At 68.1% G+C, this 19,664-nt stretch carries 14 protein-coding genes; 6 read left to right on the top strand and 8 right to left on the bottom strand.

The features are described from left to right. Positions 1-14: 14 nt before the first annotated feature. The 3 genes from J2Z30_RS35440 to sigJ all read right to left on the bottom strand — a co-directional run bounded on the left by J2Z30_RS35440 (position 15) and on the right by sigJ (position 2,512). Positions 15-479: a cupin domain-containing protein gene (locus tag J2Z30_RS35440; protein ID WP_044578087.1), complete on the bottom strand. Its 465-nt coding sequence runs from the start codon at positions 477-479 to the stop codon at positions 15-17. After that, positions 476-1,414: an NADP-dependent oxidoreductase gene (locus J2Z30_RS35445; RefSeq protein ID WP_044578086.1), complete on the bottom strand. Its 939-nt coding sequence runs from the start codon at positions 1,412-1,414 to the stop codon at positions 476-478. Before J2Z30_RS35445 ends, J2Z30_RS35440 begins: the two co-directional genes overlap by 4 nt. A 207-nt stretch (positions 1,415-1,621) precedes the next feature. Beyond that, the gene (gene sigJ, locus J2Z30_RS35450; protein ID WP_044578082.1) at positions 1,622-2,512 is read right to left on the bottom strand and encodes an RNA polymerase sigma factor SigJ; all 891 of its coding nucleotides are present in this window, start codon (positions 2,510-2,512) and stop codon (positions 1,622-1,624) included. Positions 2,513-2,841: 329 nt separating this feature from the next. On the opposite strand from sigJ, the gene J2Z30_RS35455 reads away from it, so the two are divergent. From J2Z30_RS35455 to J2Z30_RS35480, 6 genes are all read left to right on the top strand, one after another. Continuing rightward, complete coding sequence (locus tag J2Z30_RS35455; RefSeq protein WP_044578079.1) at positions 2,842-4,203, top strand: NAD(P)/FAD-dependent oxidoreductase; 1,362 nt, start codon at positions 2,842-2,844, stop codon at positions 4,201-4,203. Positions 4,204-4,334: 131 nt separating this feature from the next. Further along, complete coding sequence (locus J2Z30_RS35460; RefSeq protein ID WP_052701676.1) at positions 4,335-5,069, top strand: GntR family transcriptional regulator; 735 nt, start codon at positions 4,335-4,337, stop codon at positions 5,067-5,069. Positions 5,070-5,563: 494 nt separating this feature from the next. Then, positions 5,564-8,995 carry a serine/threonine-protein kinase gene (locus tag J2Z30_RS35465; protein WP_044578077.1) on the top strand — a complete coding sequence of 1,144 codons (3,432 nt, stop codon included), beginning with the start codon at positions 5,564-5,566 and terminating at the stop codon, positions 8,993-8,995. A 101-nt stretch (positions 8,996-9,096) separates the two neighbouring features. Further along, positions 9,097-10,464, top strand: a complete 1,368-nt coding sequence (locus J2Z30_RS35470; RefSeq protein ID WP_044578074.1) for a protein kinase domain-containing protein — start codon at positions 9,097-9,099, stop codon at positions 10,462-10,464. A gap of 112 nt (positions 10,465-10,576) precedes the next feature. Further along, complete coding sequence (locus tag J2Z30_RS35475) at positions 10,577-10,741, top strand: aromatic-ring hydroxylase C-terminal domain-containing protein (protein ID WP_209468974.1); 165 nt, start codon at positions 10,577-10,579, stop codon at positions 10,739-10,741. Positions 10,742-10,908: 167 nt separating this feature from the next. Then, positions 10,909-12,801 carry an SMI1/KNR4 family protein gene (locus J2Z30_RS35480; protein WP_044578072.1) on the top strand — a complete coding sequence of 631 codons (1,893 nt, stop codon included), beginning with the start codon at positions 10,909-10,911 and terminating at the stop codon, positions 12,799-12,801. A 482-nt stretch (positions 12,802-13,283) separates the two neighbouring features. Here the strand turns inward: J2Z30_RS35480 and J2Z30_RS35485 are convergent, their stop codons facing one another. The 5 genes from J2Z30_RS35485 to J2Z30_RS35505 all read right to left on the bottom strand — a co-directional run bounded on the left by J2Z30_RS35485 (position 13,284) and on the right by J2Z30_RS35505 (position 19,485). Beyond that, entirely contained in the window at positions 13,284-15,491 is a 2,208-nt protein-coding gene (locus tag J2Z30_RS35485; protein ID WP_044578070.1) for a xanthine dehydrogenase family protein molybdopterin-binding subunit, read from the bottom strand. Beyond that, entirely contained in the window at positions 15,488-16,465 is a 978-nt protein-coding gene (locus J2Z30_RS35490; RefSeq protein WP_044578069.1) for an FAD binding domain-containing protein, read from the bottom strand. The genes J2Z30_RS35485 and J2Z30_RS35490 overlap by 4 nt, the downstream gene beginning before the upstream one ends. 10 nt (positions 16,466-16,475) lie before the next feature. Further along, positions 16,476-16,985 (bottom strand): (2Fe-2S)-binding protein, encoded by a 510-nt coding sequence (locus J2Z30_RS35495; RefSeq protein WP_078957403.1) that lies wholly within the window; start codon positions 16,983-16,985, stop codon positions 16,476-16,478. A gap of 247 nt (positions 16,986-17,232) precedes the next feature. Continuing rightward, the gene (locus tag J2Z30_RS35500; protein ID WP_078957014.1) at positions 17,233-18,096 is read right to left on the bottom strand and encodes a class I SAM-dependent methyltransferase; all 864 of its coding nucleotides are present in this window, start codon (positions 18,094-18,096) and stop codon (positions 17,233-17,235) included. An 87-nt stretch (positions 18,097-18,183) separates the two neighbouring features. Next, positions 18,184-19,485: a tetratricopeptide repeat protein gene (locus J2Z30_RS35505; protein WP_209468975.1), complete on the bottom strand. Its 1,302-nt coding sequence runs from the start codon at positions 19,483-19,485 to the stop codon at positions 18,184-18,186. Between the last annotated feature and the right edge of the window lie 179 nt (positions 19,486-19,664).

Here is a 19,664-nt window from a genome sequence, read left to right on the forward strand (position 1 = left end):
CCGTGAGAGACGGGCTACGACCTCGGGTCGTCGACCTTGAGCTTGTCTCCGGTGTTGGAGACGTAGACCACCAGGAGCTTGGCCCGTTCGGTCCGGCTGGTGTTCTGGGTGAGGACGTGGTGAGCGCCCGGCCGCTCGACCCAGTTCCGGCCCTGGCGGTAGGTGCTCACGGGCTTGCCGGCGAGCTTGCTGCGCACGGTGCCTTCGAGCACGTAGGCGTAGACGAACGCCTTGCCGTGCCGGTGCGGCATCGCGCGTGCGTTGGGCGGGAAGTCGACGACCACCGAGGTGAACGTCTTGCCCTTCACATTCGGGAGGGCCTGCTGGAGCAGGGTCTTGACGGTTTCGGTGGGGTGCTTCGATGTCACGGCCGCGGTGGGCGTCTTGGCGTGGGCGGGCTGGTCCGAGGCGGTGCAGGCCGTGGCCGCGGTCAGCGTGGCGACGGCCAGCAGGCCACTGGCGATCCGCGTTCCGGTCACGATGGGTCTCCTGTCCGGTCTTCCGCGACGCGGATGATCGCCTTGCCCGGGGTGCGGGTGGCGGGGGCGAATGCGGTGGGTGCTTCGCTGAGTGGCCGTACGGCGCCGACGACCGGCTTGAGCCGGCCGTCCCTCACTCGCGTGGCGAGGTCGGTGAGCCGGGCGCGGTCGGGTTCGACGACGAAGAAGATGGCCCGCCCGCCCTCGGGCTGGACCTTGGGCGGCATGGCGATGGTGACCAACGTGCCGCCGGCCCGGACCAGGGCGGCCGAGCGGTCGAGGATGTCGCCGCCGATCACGTCGAACACGACGTCGGCCTCGCCGACGTCCTCCAGCTTCTCGGTCTGCAGGTCCAGGAAGGTGTCGACGCCCAGCGCGAGCGCGGCGTCCCGGTCGGCGGACCGGCCGGTGCCGATGACACGGGCGCCGGCCTCGCGGGCGAGCTGTACCGCGATCGAGCCGACGCCGCCCGCGGCGCCGTGGATGAGGACGGTCTGGCCCGTGGCCAGGCGGCCGTGGTCGAACAGGCCCTGCCAGGCGGTCAGCCCGGAGATCGGCAGTGCGGCGGCCAGAGTGTGGTCGACGTCCGCCGGCAGCGGCGCGAGATTGCGGGCCTCCACCGCGGCGTACTCGGCGAGCGAGCCGTTGCGGGCCCAGTCGGCCAGGCCGAACACCCGCTGGCCGACACTCAAGCCGGTGGTGCCGAACCCCAGCTCTTCGACGACCCCCGACAGCTCGTGGCCGGGCACGCTCGGCGTCCGGTCGCGGCCTGCGCGATCGGTCCACGTGCCTGGCCAGTCCAGCTCTCCAGGGGTGAAGCCCGCGGCGTGCACCCGCACGATGACGTCGTTCTCGGCCGCGTGGGGGTAGGGCAGGTCCGTCAGGGACAGCCCGGCGAGACCGGCGTCACGGTCTCGAACGGTGATGGCCTGCATAAAAGTCCTTACTGGGGAAGGGCGCACGAGCGCGCAGCCCGTTCACACACGGGGCTCATCGCGGCTCGTCGGCGGAGGAGCGCAGGAGGTGGAAGCATGCTGTCCGCATGATCGATCTCAGCTGCCCGCGAGCGTTCCTTCGTCTGTCCCGATTGGTCGATTCGGTTCTCATCAGGGAGACGAGGCAGCCCCTCGGGGTGTGACAGCTCAGACGTGAGAAAGCTTGTCCGGGTTGATCACCCTGCGGTACGCGGTTATCAAACCGTCTGTGATCTGCAGCGTGTCCACGGAGTAGACACGGCCCTCCCGGCGGAACACCAGGGCGAGCTCGCCGCCGACCTCGACGAGGTCGATACAGTCCGGACGCCACTGGCTGCCCACGCGCACCATCACCTCGGCGACGCGCTCACCACCATGGATGGGCTTGCGCGCCGCGGCAGCCTTGCCGCCGCCGTCGGTGACATAGACAGCGTCCGGGTGCAGAAGCCTCACCAGGCCGGCCAGATCCCCGGCCTCGTACGCGGCGCGGAAGACCGCGAGTACACGTTCACGCTCCGCTTTCGGCGCCTGCGGCATGGACTGCCTCGCCTTGGCCACCCGCCGCCGTGCCCGCGAGGCGAGCTGCCGGGCACCCGGCACGGAGACATCCAGCACCTCGGCGATCCGGCCGAACTCAAGACCGAAGACATCGTGCAGGACGAAGGCCACCCGCTCCGGTGGGCTCAGCTCCTCCATGATCAGGAGCATCGCCGAACCGACGGACTCGTCGACAAGGACCTGTTCCGATGCGTCCGGCCCCGTCAGCAGCGGTTCCGGCAGCCACGGCCCGACATAGGTCTCCCGGCGGAAGCGGGCACTCTTGAGGACGTCGTACGAACGCCGCGCGGCCACCGTGACCAACCAGGCCCGCGGATCGCCGACATCCCGCATATCCGCCCCGGCCGCCCGCAACCACACATCCTGGGTCACGTCCTCGGCATCGGCCACACTCCCCAGCAGCCGGTAGGCCACACCGAAGACCGCGGGCCGATGGCTCTCCCAGTCGGCTCCGAGCACGTCCTCCCGCCCAGACGGCCCCGGCGCGTGCCCGTCACCCATGCAGACGCAACCTCCTCCGGCTCGCGGATCCAGAGTAGCCATCCGAACTCGTGATCTGCGGTGCGCCGCACCCGGAGGACGGGCGGACACCAGGCCCGCCAGGAAGCTCCAGAATTCCATGGCTGCCGTCCGGGCTCGTGGCAGAGGCGTGACCAGTCCCGGTTCCCTTCCCGGAGCTGTCGCTGAGGCCCGAGCCTCCTCACACCGGCGCGCGCATCGTGCCGTGAGCCACGAGGATGGGTGATAGGAACCGAATGCCGGAGTTTTGTAAAGCCGGCCGCAATGAGTCGGCATCCTGCAAACGCGGCTCCCGAGAAGGGAGGGACACCGTGGCGCGCCTCAGGATTCTCGTCGTGGGCGCAGGCTTCGCGGGCGTCGCCTGCGTAGGCCGTCTGGAGCGCCGGCTCGCTCCCGGAGACGCGGACATCGCGCTTGTCACGCCGGTCTCCTACCAGCTGTATCTGCCGCTGCTGCCGCAGGTCGCGGCGGGCGTACTCACTCCGCAGTCGGTGGCGCTCTCGCTGCGCCGCGGAAGGTACCGCACCAAGATCATCCCGGGCCTTGCCATCGGCGTGGACGCCCGAGCGAAGGTCTGCGTCGTCCGCCGGATCACCGGGGAACTGACGAACGAGCGCTACGACTACATCGTGCTCGCGCCCGGCAGCGTGACCCGCACCTTCGACATCCCCGGCCTGAAGGAAAACGGGCGCGGCATGAAAACGCTCGCCGAGGCCGCGTACCTGAGGGACCACGTCATCGCCCAGCTCGACCTGGCCGATGCCGCTCTCGACGAGCAGGAGAAGATCTCCCGACTGCAGTTCGTTGTCGTCGGAGGCGGCTATGCGGGCACTGAGACGGCGGCCTGCCTGCAGCGGCTCACCACCCACGCGGTGCGGCGCTACCCACGGCTCGATCCAAGCCTGATCAGATGGCACCTGATTGACATCGCGCCGAAACTCATGCCCGAGCTGGGCGACAAGCTCGGCCGCAGCGCGATGGAGGTGCTCCAGCGGCGCGGGGTGGAGATCTCGCTCGGCGTGTCCGTCGCCGAGGCGAGGCCGGACCAGGTCACCTTCACCGACGGCCGGGTCGTCCCCTCCCGGACCTTGATCTGGACCGCAGGAGTGGTCGCCAGCCCGCTGGTGGAAACGCTGGGGGCCGAGACGGTACATGGACGGCTCGCCACCACCGCGCAGATGACGCTGCCTGGCTTCGACGGCGTCTTCGCGCTGGGCGACGGCGCCGCCGTACCCGACCTGACGGGGGGCGACGGCGCAGTCTGCCCGCCCACCGCGCAGCACGCCCACCGGCAGGCCAAGACAGTGGCGGACAACGTCATCGCCGCGCTGCGCGGCGAGTCGCTTCGGTCCTACCGGCACAGGGACCTCGGTCTGGTGGTCGACCTGGGCGGCAGGGACGCGGTCGCCAAGCCGGTGGGCGTCGAGCTGCATGGGATGCCCGCGCAGGCGGTGGCCCGGGGCTACCACGTGGGGGCGATGCGCACCAATGTCGCCAAGGCGCGGGTGTTGACGAACTGGATACTGAACGCGGCCGCGGGCGACGACTTCGTACGGATCGGGTTCCTCGCCGAGGAACAGCCGTCGCTGCGGCACTTCGAACAGACCGACGCCTACATGACACCGCAGCAGGTGCGGGAGCACACCGCCTCACTCAACGCCGCCCAGGGCTAACGCTGCCGACCCGGCATGTCGTCGATGTTCACGCAGGCGACCCGTTCTCGTGCACGTGGCGCCGTCGCCGAGGAGCGCGTCCTTTCGCCGGCCTGGAATACTTGTGGTCCGGACGCGGCGGAGGAGAGGCAATGGTCGAGCGACCTGGGCGGGCGGGCACGCAGGAGACCAGCACTCGTGGCAGGCGGCCCCGCGCCGGGAGCGGGGAGTCCCTCAGCGACCGCGCGTACGAGCACATGCGCACCGCCATCCTCCAGGGGGTCTACCGTCCCAACCAGCGGCTGCCCGAGGACGAGGTCGCCTCGGAGCTGAACGCCAGCCGGACGCCCGTACGGGCCGCTCTGATGCGCCTGGTGGACCAGGGCATGGTGGTGCGCGAGCGGCAGGGCTGGGTCGTACGCGAGCACACGCCGGACGAGATCCGCGAAATCTACGAGGTGCGCTGCGCGCTGGAGGCGATGGCCACCGGGCTGGCGGCGGTACGCGCGTCCGAGGAGCAGCTCGCCGTGATCTCCGCCTTCTACGAGGACCCGGTCGAGGAGTACGTGGCACAGCCCGGCGCCGAACTGGGCCTGCTGAACCGGGAGTTCCATCAGGCGATCGTGCGGGCTTCGGCCAATCAGCGGCTGTTCGACGAGTGGCTGCGCAACCGGGACTTCGGCATCACCTACAACATGGCCGCCCTGTTCACCCGGGACGAGGCCGTCATCTGCGTCGAAGGCCACAAGAAGATCATCGCTGCCCTGCTGGACCGTGACCGCGAGCAGGCGGAGCGTCAGGCCAGGCTCCATGTCGAGGACGTACAGGCCGCGGCGTCGCGCAGGATGGACGCCGTACGGGCGCCCGGGAACCTTCACCTCTCCTGAGTCGCGCATCTCGTCCGTGAACGAGGCGGCGCCCGTAGTGGCCTGATCCACGGGGCTCGGCCGGTAAGCAGCGCTGGAACTCGCTTGAAACACATGCTTGTTGCCTTGGATCCAAGTTTGTATCCTAAACAGGATGCAGTTTGGGACGTCCGGCGCCGTTCCGGTGCGCCCGCGGGACGCCGATCACGCACGCGGTCAGTCGGCGCGCAGGCCGTTGGCGGGGAGCCGCAAGGCCATCGACACGGAAGGACCGGAGCACAAAGCGACTCATGCGGAGACGACCAACGACAGAGAACGCCCAGCTCAGTACCCTGTGGGCATCTCGGCGAAGGGCTGAACGGCGCGCTCCCGCGCCCCCGTGGTGAGCCTGAAACATCGACACCAGGATCGACGGCGTCACATACTGACCCTCGTCGGAATCTGACAACGGGGCCTTCTGCGTCCGGGCCTTCCGGGACAGCGGCTTCTGCCGCAACCACGATGAGGAATCGCCAGTGAACGCACCTACGTCGCGGGCCGTTTGGGTGACCGGCGAGACCGTCGACGGCCGGTACCGGGTGATCGGCGAGCTTGGCCGGGGCGGGATGGGCGTCGTGCACCGGGTACGGCATCTCGCCTGGGGCATCGACATGGCGGTGAAGAGTTCGCGGCCCGAGCTGTTCCGGCGCCCCGGCGATCAGGAGCTGTTCGTCAGGGAGGCCGAGGCGTGGGTGTCCCTCGGGCTCCATCCGAACGTCTGCGCCTGCCATTACGTGCGAGTGATCGACGGTGTCCCCCGGGTGTTCGCCGAGTACGTCGACGGCGGCAGCCTGGCCGAGTGGATCGGTGACGGGCGCCTCCACGCCGGGGACGCGCGGCAGGCCCTCGCCCGTGTTCTCGACACGGCGGTCCAAGCGGCCCGTGGGCTCGAGCACGCCCATCGCAGAGACCTGGTGCACCAGGACGTGAAGCCGGCCAACATTCTGCTCGACGGCACGGGCGCCGCGAAGATCACCGACTTCGGTCTCGCCCGGTCCAAGGCCGCCACGGCCCCGACTGACCTCCAAATGGCGCCGGGTGTCAGCGTGTTGGTGCCATCCGGCGGCATGACGGTCGGCTACGCGTCCCCGGAGCAGCTCGCGGGCGAGCCCGTCGGGCGGCGCAGCGATGTCTACAGTTTCGCGGTCTCGGTCCTGGAGATGTTCACCGGCGGTGTGCATTGGGCGGCTGGTCCGGTCGCTGGTCTCGCGCTGGAGGAATACCTGGCCGACCCCTCGAATCCGGTCGCGGCGCCGCCGGAAGTCGCCCACCTGCTCCGGCGCTGCCTGCGGCAGCACCCGGCCCACCGGCCGGCCTCGATGGCGGACATCGCGGACGTACTGACCGGGATCTACGAGCAGGTGACCGGCTCGGCGTATCCGCGTCCCACGTCGCAGGCCGCCGATCTGCGCGCCGACGAGCTCAACAACCGTGGCCTGTCGCTCCTCGACCTGGACCGGGCCGCCGACGCCGAGCATGCCTTCGACCAGGCGCTCGCGGTCGACCCGCACCACGTCGGGGCCGTGTACAACGGTGGCCTGTTCCAGTGGCGTACGGGGGCGATCACCGATGGGGAACTCGTCGCCCGGTTGGAGGCGATCCCGCGCGGCTCCGGCGCGTCCTCCTGGCAGGTGCAGCTGCTTCTGGCCCGGGTCCACCTCGAACGCGGCGACCTCGCGGCGGCACACGACCTGCTCGACGCCCTCGCGCGCGAACGGCCCGACGACACCGACGTACGGGCGGCGCTGCGGGTGGCAGCCTCCGGAACCGTGGCCGATGCCCGCCACACCGGCACCCGCGAATTCCGCGAGCCGTTCGCGCTGCCGTTCGCGCCGGTGAAACTGCTCGCCCGGCACGAGGTGATGGGCTACCTGCCGATCCGGTTCACTCCCGACGGACGCCTCGCGCTGAGCGGCCACTGGGACGGTGTGCTCCGGCTGTGGTCCACGGCGACCTGCGCACAGCGGTTGGCGGTCAAGGGCAAGGGCCACCGCACGCAGGTGCTCGGCGTCGACCTCACCCCTGACGGCTCGTACGCACTGTCCACGAGCCGCGACGGCACGGTGCAGTTCTGGGATCTCAGGGCGGGCAAGTGTACCCGCGTCATCCGCTCCGCAGCACGCGCCACGGGGTGCCCGGTCAGGCTGAGTGCCGACGGGCGCATCGGTGTGTGGCAGGGTGCGGACGGGCGCGTCCAGGTCTGGGAACCGCGGACCGGGACCTGCCGGTGGTCGCTCGGGGAAGCGTTCAAGGGCAACCACCTCGACGGCTCGCAGTACGAGGTGAGCGCCGACGGGCGCCATGTGCTCACCGCAGAGGAGGACGGGGCGCGGCTGTGGAGCGTGGCCGATGGCCGGTGCCGGGTGCTGGCCGCCGGCTCGGCGACGCATGCGCTGTGCTTCAGTCCCGACGGGCGGATGGTCGCGGTGGCGGGCCAGGACCGGGTGATCCGGTTGTGGGATGCGGAGGACGGCCGGCAGGTCCCTACGCCGCGTACGTTGACGGGGCTGACCGCCGCGGCCAGTCACCTGGCCTTCGGCGACGGTGGGCGGCTGCTGCTGTCCGGGACGACCGGCGACCACACCGTTCAGGTCTGGGAGCTGAACAGCGGCCGGTGTCTGCGGACCTTCACCGCCGACGCGTACGGAATGCACCACGTCGGATTCCCGGACGGCGACGACCGGTTCGGCTGCTCCGTCGGCGGGCATCCCGAACTCCCGCTGCATCGCTGGCGGTTGCCCGGTACCGCATACGCCGCCGAGCCGCACGTGATCAAGCCGCGCGAGTACGCGGAGGTCAGCCGGCTCGGCGGACTGGCCGAGGAACTGCTCGCCGACGCACGCCAGGCGATGTCGAACGGCCGACACCGGACAGCCTTCGGCCTGTTGACCCGCGCACGGGAGATACCGGGATACGAGCGCGCGCCCCAGGTCCTGGCCGCCTGGCACGAACTGGGCCGCTCGGCGCGCCACGTACGGCTGCGCTCGGCCTGGTCGCGGCCACTGGACGCCGGCCACCTCTCCTACGGCGCCATCACGGCGATCGGTGTCGCCGCGGATGCGCGGCTCGCCGTCAGCGGGCAAGGCGACGGCACCGTACGGATCTGGGACCTGGACAGCGGCGCGTGCACGCGCATCCTCAACGATCACGCGGGCAGGGTGGGCGGGGTGGCGTTGAGCGACGACGGCCGGCACGTCCTGTGCGAGGGCACCAAGCCACTCGCGGTCATTCGGCGGCAACTGGCCGACGGCGAGTGCCGTCGGCTGACTCCGGACTGGGACATGAGGCGGACCATCATGTTCACCGGCGACGGGAGGTACGCCTGGCTCGGCAGCGGCGACGGTGTCCTGCGCCGATGGGACCTGAACGCCGACCGTTTCGTCGCCACGATCACCGGGAACGGCCCGGTCAACGTGATCTCCACGTCCGCGGACGGACGGCTCGCGGCGGTCGGCGACTCAGGCGGCGTGGTCCGGCTGCGGGATCTTGACACCGGAGCCTGCCTGCGGACCTGGACCGGCCCCCGGGAACCGATCCTGTCGGCGTGCCTGAGCGCCGACGGCCGCCTGGCCATGTCCACACACCAGGTCATGTCCTCGGGCGCCGGGGACGAACCGATCCGGCTGTGGAACGCCGGTGCCGGGCGGTCCGTACGCGAGTTCGCGGGGCACGAGGGCTGGGTCTCCGCCGTGCGGTTCACACCCGACGCCCGGTTCGCCTTCTCGGCCGGCCACGACAGATCCGTACGGATGTGGGAGGTCGCCACCGGCCGGTGCCTGCACGTGCTCGAAGGGCACCAACAACGCATCCGGCACCTCGAACTCACCCCCGACCTGCGCAACTTGGTCACGGCGGGAGACGACGGCATCCGGCTCTGGGACCTCGACTGGGAGCTGGTGGCCGACTGAGCGGAGCGGGACGCGTACTGTCCGACGCCGCGGACGGCACGCTCACGTTCACCGTCTCGTCCCCCGAAGCCCTCCCCTCACACACCAGGAGACGATCCTCTGTGACGTCCTCGGCCACCATCACGCTCACCCTCGTCGAGGGCCGGGTCAAGCCCGGCGCGTACGTCTTCGAGGAGCGCACCACCTGCGTCCTCGGCCGCTCCACCGACTGTTCGCCGCGACTGCCCGACGACTCCGACCACAAGACCGTCTCCCGCCACCACTGCCTGCTCGACATCAACCCGCCGGACATCCGCATCCGCGACTTCGGCAGCCTCAACGGCACGTACGTCAACGGGGAGAAGATCGGCCAGCGGCGCCGCGGCCTCACCCCCGAGGAGGCCGTCGCCGATTCCTACCCCGAGCACGACCTCAAGGACGGCGACCGGATCCGCCTCGGTGACACCGTGTTCCGCGTCGACATCACGCGGCCGCAGGTCGCCACGGTGAGGCTCGCGCGCTGCGCCAAGTGCGAGCGCGAGCTGGACGACGAGGCGGGCGGCCGCCCCGGCGAGTTGTTGTGCGCCGCCTGTCAGGCGCGGCCCGACGCCGTGCTCAAGCTGCTGCTCGAGCTGGCGCACGGCGGCCGCGCCGACCTCAGGGCCATCCGCGGCTACTCGGTGATCCGGGAGCTCGGCCGTGGCGGCATGGGCGCGGTGTACCTGGCCCGGCACGAGGCCACCGGCGTCGAGGTGGCGCTGAAGGTGATGCTGCCGAAGGTGGCGGCGAGCGAGACGGCGCGCGCCCGGTTCCTGCGCGAGGTGGCGATCACCCGGGCAATGAAGCATCCGCACGTCGTCGCGCTGCACGACGCGGGCTTCGGATACGGAACCTTCTATCTGACGACCGAGTTCTGCACCGGCGGCAGCCTGGACCGGCTCGTCGCCGAACGCGGCGGGCGACTCCCGGTCGAGGAAGCGGTGCCCATCGCGGTGCAGGCGCTCAAGGGCCTGGAACACGCGCACGGGCAGGGCGTCGTCCACCGCGACCTGAGCCCCTCCAACATCCTGCTGCACAAGGAGACCGACGGCTCGACGACGGCGAAGATCGCCGACTTCGGCATCGGAAAGGCCTTTGACCAGGCGGGCCTGAGCGGGCTGACACGTACCGGCACCACGGCGGGCAAACCGATGTTCATGCCGCGCCAACAGGTCATCGACTTCCGCAAGGCCACCCCGGCCGTGGACGTCTGGGCATTCGCCGCCTGCATCTACCACACGCTGACCGGAAGGACCCCGCGCGAGTTCCCGCGCGCCAAGGACCCCTGGCAGGTCGTCCTGCAGGAGCCGGCGATCCCGATCCGCCGCCGCGACCCGGCCATCCCACGACGCCTCGCGGAGGTCATCGACACGGCGCTGCGGGAGCGCCCCGAGATCGGCTACGCGAGCGCGGCGGAGCTGCGCGGGGCGCTGGAGCGGGCGTGGCGGTGAGCCCTGACCGCGGCAGCTACGCGGGAGAAACCGGCCAGCGACCGTGACGGTAAATACGGGCAGTCTCCTGGCGGGTCACTCACTGATCGGGGGCACGGGGGCCTCTCTATCGGTGTGGCCCACCGAAGCCTGCGGCATCGGCGACCGTGGAGCCCTACTGGTCCGCCCCGACCACGTGATCGCCTGGCGCACCGCCCACGCCGTCCCGGACGCCCTCACGGTCCTCGCCGCCGCCACACGGCAGGCACGGGGACTCGACCGCCCCGCGACACCCTGAGGCGGCCTCGGCCAAACCACGGGGGCCAGGCTTGCGCGCCGGCCGGCGATGTCGTCGCGTGGGGCGCCGGTTGACCGGGCGACGGCCAACTGATCGCGGAAGGCGCCGTTGTCCTGGCCGCAGCGAGCAGCGGAGCGCTGTCAGTGGTAGGTGGCAGCCTCGGGTGCATGACGGACACCATGGCATTCGACTGGCGGTCCTTCCTGCTCAGGTGGAGCGGGGAGTGGGCGGATTCCCTGCCGGACGGCGAGGGGCGGAGCGAGGACGACGAGGCCGCCCGGCAGTCGCGGTGGCTGGGGTTCCCGCCCGCGTCCGAGGAGCGGATCGCAGCCATGGAAGAGCGCCTGGGCCGCCGGATCCCCCCGTCGTACCGGGAGTTCCTCAAGGTCAGCGACGGGTGGCGGCATGCGGGCGGGTTCGTGTGGCTGCTGGCGGGGACCGGGGACGCGCACTGGCACAACAACGAGTCCGGCCTGGCGGACATGTTCGAGGAATACCTGGACGAGGATGCCGGGGCCGAGGAGCGGAGGGAGTCGGACATCTGGCGGCGCGGGCTGCAGCTCGACGTGGAGTCCGACATCACCCACGTCCTCTTGGATCCCGAGGACGTGGACGAGGACGGTGAGTGGGCCGTGTACACGTGGGCGAGCTGGCGGGCCGCGCCACCCGAGCGGCACCCGCACTTCCTTGCGTTCATGCGCGATATGCACCGGGAGTTCCACAGCCTGCGTGCGCAACCGAACGACGAGGAGCCGGTGTTCGCCAACGACACGACGCGAAAGCTGGACGCCCAGGTGGAGGAGGCCCGGCTGGAGGCGCTGCGCGGCGGATGGGAACGGGCCGGGGCGGCGCTGGAGGAGGCCAAGGGGTACGGCAGACCTCGGGCCGTCGGGCTCGGCGACCAGATACGCCGCCTGCTCGGACAGACCTCCACGGTGTACTTCGACGGATTGGCGACGGACCGGCAGTACGCTGCCGAGCTGCTGCCACCGCTGGTCGCCGAGCACGCGGCGCACTCCTACCGGGACGACTCCACGCTGACGCTCCATCTGCGGGGTGCCGACGACGACTTGGTGTCACTGGCCTACGCGACGCTGGATCAGGTGCGCAACGGCACGTACCGGTACACGGCTGCCGGTCCGTTCGGGCAAGCTGTTGAGCGGGCGCGGGAGCTGGCGCGGTGGGGAGACACCGACGGGGCATGGCGGACACTGATCAATGCGCTGCCCCTGTGGGAGCCGCTGGGGCCGGACCACCTGGCGCCGCTGGGGTGGGTGGCGGACCCGGTGCTCGGGCCGTTGCTGACTCCGGAGCGGGGCCGCGAGCTGCTGTCCACTCCAAGGGGCGGACAGACCGGCGAGGCCCCTAGGCCGGCGGCCGGGCTCGACACGAGCGGCCTGGCGTGGCTCGCGGAGCCGGACCCGGGCAACAACCGCACCTCCTACCGGTTCGTCCTGGTGGAAGGCGTGGAGCCGGAGGGGTTGCCCGGCCGTCTCGCCGACGGGGACGGCACCGTGCTGACCGAACCCATGGCCTTCTGGGAGGCGCGCCACAGGCCGCCGCACGACCAGAGGGAGTTCTCGTCCTACGACGACAGGGCTCTTATGGCGGTCGGCCGGGCCGGCACCGGCTGGAGCTTCGCCTTCGACGGCGACCCCGCCCCGTTCGACCCGCGGCGGTTCGTCTCCCCGGCCGCGGCCGCCGGCGCGGGCACTCGCGCGGTGGTGGTGTGGAGCGGCCTGAGGACATGGCACGGGGAGCCGTTCTTCCACCTTTCGGTGGCCCGGGACGGCGTCGAGGAGTACGCGTTCACGTACGCCGCGGGAGAGGTCCGGTCCAGCGGGGAGATACCGCAAGCGCTGGACCCGAGCGGGTTCTTCGGTGGCTTGGAGGACAGCGCCGAGGTGGAACGGTCGCTGTTGGAAGCGCTGACCGCGGAGTTCGGTGCCCATCTACCGCGTCACGCAATCATGAACGGCCGACTGCACATGTTCGCCACCCGCTCCTGGACGCGGCCGCCGAGAGACGGCGAGACCTACGCGGTGATCCGCATGCACTAGAGGGTGGACGGCCGCCGCAAAGCCATCGCTGACCTGTGGCGTCGTGCCCTTGACCCCGGCGAGGTTGCCCGGCCATTGCGGTGGACGACGTCATCGACATCCTGTTCGGTCCGCTGATCTTCCGCCGTCACCCGAATCGCCACCCTCACGCATTCGCCACTGAACCGCTCAGATTCTTGACACGTCGCAGGCCCGCTTGGCTACGCGCCTGAGCTCTGAGCGGGGTGCGCCACTGTCACTGTCGCCACCGTGGTCGACAAAGACGCCCGGGACATGGCGCACATGCATGGTCAACAACGCTGGCTACGAAGTGGAGGGCGCGAAAGCCACTCGCGCCCAGTTCGAGGTCAACGCCATCGGCAGGCCTACGAGCATCGTCGGGCTGCGCTGAACCACGGCAGCGAGTGCTCCGTCGAGAGCACCGCTGACAACCTGGGTGCAGGGGCCACTCCCTGCGATTGTTGTTGCCTCTGCGGCTCGGCTCACAGCACTGACTCCAGGGTGATCGGTAGGTTCTGGACACGGCGGCCTGTCGCGTGGTGGACAGCGTTGGCGATCGCGGGTGCGACGCCGACGATGGTCACTTCGCCCAGCCCCTTCACTCCGATGGGATCCGCCGTCTTGTCCTCGCCATTGAGGTACAACGCGTCTACCTCGGGCACGTCCGCGTTAACGGGGACCAAGTAGTCGGCCATGCCGGCATTCACGAGTCGGCCATCCCTATGGTCAGTGACGGAGTGCTCCAGCAGCGCCATGCCGATGCCCCCGACCATGCCTCCGATGGCTTGGCTGTGGGCAAGCTTCGGACTGATGATGCGTCCTGCGTCAAAGGCAGAAAGGAGCCGTCGCACCCGGACGAGACCAAGGCTCTCGTCAACGGCGACTTCCGCGAATACCGCGCCATAAGCGTAGCTGGAGTAGCGGTCGACTTCTTCTCCCGGCGTATAGGTGCCGCTTGCCTCCAGGTGGGTTCTCCGCTGCCGACGCAGCAGTCGCTCATACGTCTCGCCTCGGTGGGGGGCACTCCGCAGGAACAGGCGACCGCCTCGCACGCGGACCTGTTGCGGGTCGGCACCGTGCAGTGGCGACTGGGGGTCGGCAACAGCCAGGGCGATAGCGGCTTCCCGCAGTTTGTCGCAGGCGTCCTGTACCGCAGATCCCACGCTGGCCATGGTCTGCGAACCCCCGTGAGAGGGGGCGAGGGGAAGGTGTGAATCGCCCAACCGGAATCGGACTTTGCTCATCGCGACACCGAGTCCGTCCGATGCCACCTGGGACATGGAGGTATAGGTTCCCGGGCCCATGTCGCTGGTTGCGCTCGACACCGTGGCCGAGCCGTCGGCGTCGATCCGGGCCAGAGCCCGCGCGGCACCCCGCAGTGTGTGGTAGCACGCAGTGGCGACTCCTGTGCCGATCAGCCAATGTCCGTCGCGGGTGGAGCGCACGCGTGGGTTCCGCCGTTCCCAGCCGAACTTCTGGGCTCCGACGCTGAAGCACTCCCTCAGCCGACGGGTGGAGAACGGCCGCCCCGTGGACTCGTCGCGCGCGGGCTCATTGCGCAGCCGCAGCTCGATGGGGTCCATACGCAACTCGTACGCCAACTCGTCAAGCGCGGACTCGATGGCGAAGGCAGCTGGTGTGCGACCCGGCCCCCGCGCGAAGGTGGGCGTGGGGACGTCCAACGGGATCAGCCGGTACGAGGCGCGGACATTGGGCACGGAGTACAGCACGCGGGCCAGTTCGAGGACAGCGTCCTGATGTTGCTCATAGCGGGAAGTCTCGGCGCGCGCCTCATGGACGAGACCTGTAAGGCGCCCGTTGCGGTCACTGGCAAGAGCGATCCTCTGGTCAACGGCAGCTCGGTACCCCGTACCCGAAAACATTTGCTTGCGGGTCAGTACAAGTTTGACCGGACGCCCTACGTGCCGGGCGGCCATGGCCGCGAGCGTCACGTGCGGCCAGGCACGAAGAGCGCTGCCGAACGCGCCTCCGACGTAGGGGGATATGACGCGCACGGCTGACTTCGGCAGGCCGAAGACTGCCGCTATCTGTGGCGCTGTCGACTGCACCCACTGGGTTTTGTCCCACAAGGTGAGTGTGTCGCCTTCCCAGCGGGCGACAGTGGCATGCGGCTCCATCGGATTGTGGCTCTCGCGAACCATGCGGTATTTCCGGTCGACCACCCTGTGCGCGGTGCGCAGCGCCGCATCGACGTCGCCCCGGCTGTAGTTCCCCTGCTCACCGGCCGGTACAAGGGGGCGCGCCCGGGAAGTCGCCAACTCGGTCGACGGCTGTTCCGCCGCGTAGGTGACCTCGACCAGCCCAGCGGCGTGCCGGGCCGTCTCCAGCGTCTCGGCGATCACCACGGCGATCGGCTGACCGAAGAATCGCACCCGGTTGTCCTGTAGGACATGCAACCGCTCCCCGACGGGAGGGTCAATGGAGGTGCGGAAGTCGCGGTACGGGAGCTCGGGAGCGTTGAGGTGGCTGAGGATCTCCAGCACACCCTGTTGCGCGCGGGCGGCCCGTGTATCGATGCCGGTCACCCTGCCGAGACCAATGGTGCTGCTGACCATGACGGCATGGACCAGGCGCGGCGCTTCGAACTCGGCGGCGTAGGTGGCGGCACCGGTGACCTTGGCGTGGCCATCGACCCTCGATACGGGTGCGCCGACTGCTGACGGTGTCACTTCCTGCCTCCCACAGTGCCGAGTTGGCGGGCTACGGTTCGCCGGAGTAGTTCAGCCTTGAACGCGTTATGCCGAAGCGACCTGGCGCCGTCGGCGGCCTTGGCCGCCGCGTCGACCCAGAGTTGTCGCGAAGGGCGGGCGCCCAGCAGCCGGTGCTCGACCGCGGGCAGCCGCCATGGAACGGTGGCCACTCCCCCGACAGCGACACGGGCGGAGCGGATGACGTCCTCTTCGATGTGCAGTGCTACGGCGGCGGAGGTCAGGGCAAACTCGTATGACTGGCGGTCCCGTACCTTCAGGTAGCCCGATGTCCTGGTGTGCGCGGCGGCAGGAACGTCCACGGCGGTGATGAGTTCCCCAGGGCGGATGTCGTGCTCGCGTTCTGGTGTGGTTCCGGGGCGGAGCAGGAAGTTCGCCACGGGTACGGAGCGCGCGCCGGCACGGCTGCGTAGGTGGATGACCGCGTCGAGCGCCAGTAGCGCGACGGCGAGGTCAGAGGGATGCGCGGCCACACAGGCTTCCGAGGTGCCCAGGATGGCGTGGGTGCGGTTGTGACCGTGGAGCGCGGCGCAGCCCGTGCCCGGTTCCCGTTTGTTGCAGGAAGCCGAGACGTCCCGGAAGTAGGTGCAGCGGGTCCGCTGCATGAGGTTGCCCCCGATGGACGCCGCATTGCGAAGCTGTGCGGATGCACTCAGCTCAAGGGCCTGCGCGATCGCTGGGTAGCGGGTGCGAACGGCGGGGTGCGCCCCGACATCGCTCATGCGAGCCAGCGCACCGATGCGCAGACCGCTCGACGTCGAGGAGATCTCGTGCAACGGCAGGTCGTTGATGTCCACGACGCTGCTGGGGCGCTCGACCGTCTCGCGCATGAGGTCAACCAGCGTGGTGCCGCCCGCCAGGTATCGGCCGCCCCGCGCTCCTGCGGCGAGGGCGGCGTCGATCGTTCGCGCCCTGGTGAAGGAGAAAGGATGCATGAACGACCGCCTACCTTCCGTCCGCCGCGTCCCGCACGGCGGAAACGATGTTGACGTAACAGCCGCACCGGCAGATGTTCCCGCTCATCCATTCGCGGATTTCCTCGCGTGACCCGGTGTGACCTTCGCTGATGCAGCCGACACCGGACATGATCTGTCCGGGTGTGCAGTAACCGCACTGGAACGCGTCGCGTTCCACGAACGCCTTTTGGAGCGGGTGCAGTCGGTCTCCGTCGGCCAGGCCCTCGATGGTTGTGACGGCGCTGCTCTCGCACCGCACGGCGAGCGTCAGGCACGCGTTGACCCGCTTGTCGTCGACCAAAACCGTGCAGGCGCCACAGGCACCCTGATCGCAACCCTTCTTGGTACCGGTCAGCCCCAGTCTCTCGCGGAGCAGGTCCAGCAGGGAGGTGCGATTGTCGACGGTCAACACATGACGTTCGCCGTTGATCGTCAGGGACACATCACTCGATGGTGCGGCCGGAGCGGACTCGTCGCCGGAGGACGAGACAGCCAGCATCGCACCGCCGACCGCCGCACCGCCGGCACCGGCCGTCGCTGACACAAAGGTGCGGCGCTTCCACACCGTCGTCCTTCGACTGTCCGCCGGGCTGCCACGGTTGTCACCCTGCTCCTTGATCTGCTCGTCTGCCGAGCTCTCAGCGAACAAGACACTTCTCCTTCACATACATGAACTGAGTCAGATGTCACAAGCGATGGGCGTCGGGCCCCGTCACGGTCCTGGCGGATCCGGCCGTCCCGCCGCCTCAGAGGATCGTCTTCGGTGCTGCACCAGCTCGCTGTATGGCGGGTTTCGCTCCGATGACTACCTCATATCCGAGGTACTCGGCATTCAGCACCTCAACGAGTTCAGGCAGTTCGTCATAGATCTCGTTGCATGCTTCCTCCCCCAAGAACTGCTCCACTTCCGCCCGCCGTGTCAGTGCTTCGGCGAGGCCCCGCGCATAAGTCAGGCTCGTTTCTCTGGTGAGATCGATCGCACCCTTGACGTCCAAGCCGACGTCAGAGCACAGGCCGGCAAGCTGCCCAGCGGCCGGAAAACACGTAAGTGGCAATACTTCCTCAAACCGGGCGCGCCACGCTTGGTTTTCCGGAACAGCCAGCTCTACTGTCTCGGCGATAATGAGCGAACCCCCTGCCCTCAGACAGCGCTTCGCTTCGCTGAGCGCGCCCCGCTTGTCCTTCATATGGCACATTGACTCAAACAAGAGAACGGCATCAAAAGAATCATCCGGAAAGGGCAGATGTTCCGCGTCAGCGACCATGAATTGCAATCTATGTGACAGCGCTGCCGCCTCAACTGCCATGCGCGCGCTCAAAATTTGTCCCTTTCCGAGATCCACCCCCGTCACGCGGCAGCATTTTTCTCGCGCTATAAGGAAGTCGGAATTCCCTGCCCCGCAGCCGACATCGAGAAGATGGTCATCAGCACGCAGGTCTGCCTGGTCGACAATATAGCGCGTCAGACGATCCGTGGCATCGCGGAACGCGACTCCTTCTGCCAAGTCCGTATAGTAGCCGCGATGGATTGACGTGCATCCGAATGCAAGTGCATAGAAGGCACAATAGCTGTTGTACATGAGGTTCAGTTCAGAACGCAGATCGTCCATGTGGCCCGCTCCCTTGTAGGCTGCGCACAGCAGTGCTCGACACCTGAGGCAAAAGCAATCAGCAGAACCGCGCTGCGCTGAAACGCATCAGCTTTTTCCCAGTATCCCGCCGTACTTCTGATAGGCCAGCAGATCTTCTTGAGATCCCTTACTCAGTGCGGAGAGAGACCGCAAGCGCGTATCCGCCCATGTTGTCAAAAGTGAGTTCCTCGCCACCGCGGCAACGTCCCTCAGACGTCTTACGGAGGAAATCGCCAGAGGATCGGATTCCACTGACCTGAAATAGGCGGCACAAGCTTCTGGCAGACGCTTTTGAGCTTCCATGCATTGACCTACCATAAACTCCGATATGTGTCTCACCTGTGGCCCTAGAACAGACGCCCAGCGATAAGACTCCACCGCACCGTCAAGATCGCCCTTCTCGATGCACACTTGACCCAACGTGCATCGGGCTTGCGGACTCGCAGGGGCATGGGAGACCAGGTCGACCGCATACTGTTCAGCGGCTTCGATGTCTTCGCAGAGCAGATTCTCTTTTGTCCTGCTCTCCAAAACCCCGTATCGCAGAATCTGCCAATCGTCCCTGTTGCCCAGATCAGCGTCATACAAGAGTCGGCAGTAATGTTCCGCTTGGTCCATCTCTCGGCTCATCGAGGCGTGATCTCCTGCCAACTGCGGCAAGAACGCACCGATGCGGTGATACCGGCTCAAGAGTTTATATTGCTCTTGTCCTTCTGAATCCACTGCGCCGATGGATTTTTTATGTTCGCGCACGTAGTGCCTGAATCCATCGATGTCGTCCAATGACTTGATACTGAGCTGGGCCAGCAAGTACGTAGCCTCCACATGACCCCAACAGCCTGGCCGACCATAGGCTACGACCTGCTCAAGCTCTGATGTGTCGAGTGAGGTCTGTCCATCGTAGAAAAGAATCACCTTGGCGAGGCCGCGCATGTAGAGCAGGGCTGCATCATCTTCCGAGATCCCTTCATCCGACGCACTCGGCCGCACGGATACCTCACATTTCAGGATTACCGCGTGAAGCCCCATCCGGTGCAGCAGCCAAAGCGATCGCAGCCGCGCTCCTGAATCAAGACCGCTGTATGCGTCAAGGTGGTCACACAGCCCTTGCCACTCAGGTGTCCTCCACTCTGATCCCAGTTCACGAGGATCTTTGACCAGGTAACGCATCGCACCGGCAGTCTTGACGATCACCTCTCTCGACGAGGGCATGATGCTCCCATGGAGCCGCGGGTAACTGCCGTCATTCTCATACAGGGCCCTGGATGCCAGATGAGCTCCCAGAGTCAAGGGATTTCCATCAGCCTCCCACACGCCCAGATCAATGAAAGGTCGATACAGCCAGCTGAGGAAGTTTTCGGTATCCATGGCCTCGCCCCTTTTATTTGATGGACAGGTGGGGGCAGTCAGGGGTCTGACTGCCCCCACCCCCCTACATCAGATCGAAGTACGCGCCGGACGATCCTTTCGGATTGACCGGAAACGCTCCAACTTGATTTCCATCCTCAACACCTCCTAACCCGGGAGGAGTGGATTGAACGAGATTC

The sequence above is a fragment of the Streptomyces iranensis genome (assembly GCF_017874715.1).
In the GTDB taxonomy this organism is placed as follows: Bacteria; Actinomycetota; Actinomycetes; order Streptomycetales; family Streptomycetaceae; genus Streptomyces; species Streptomyces iranensis.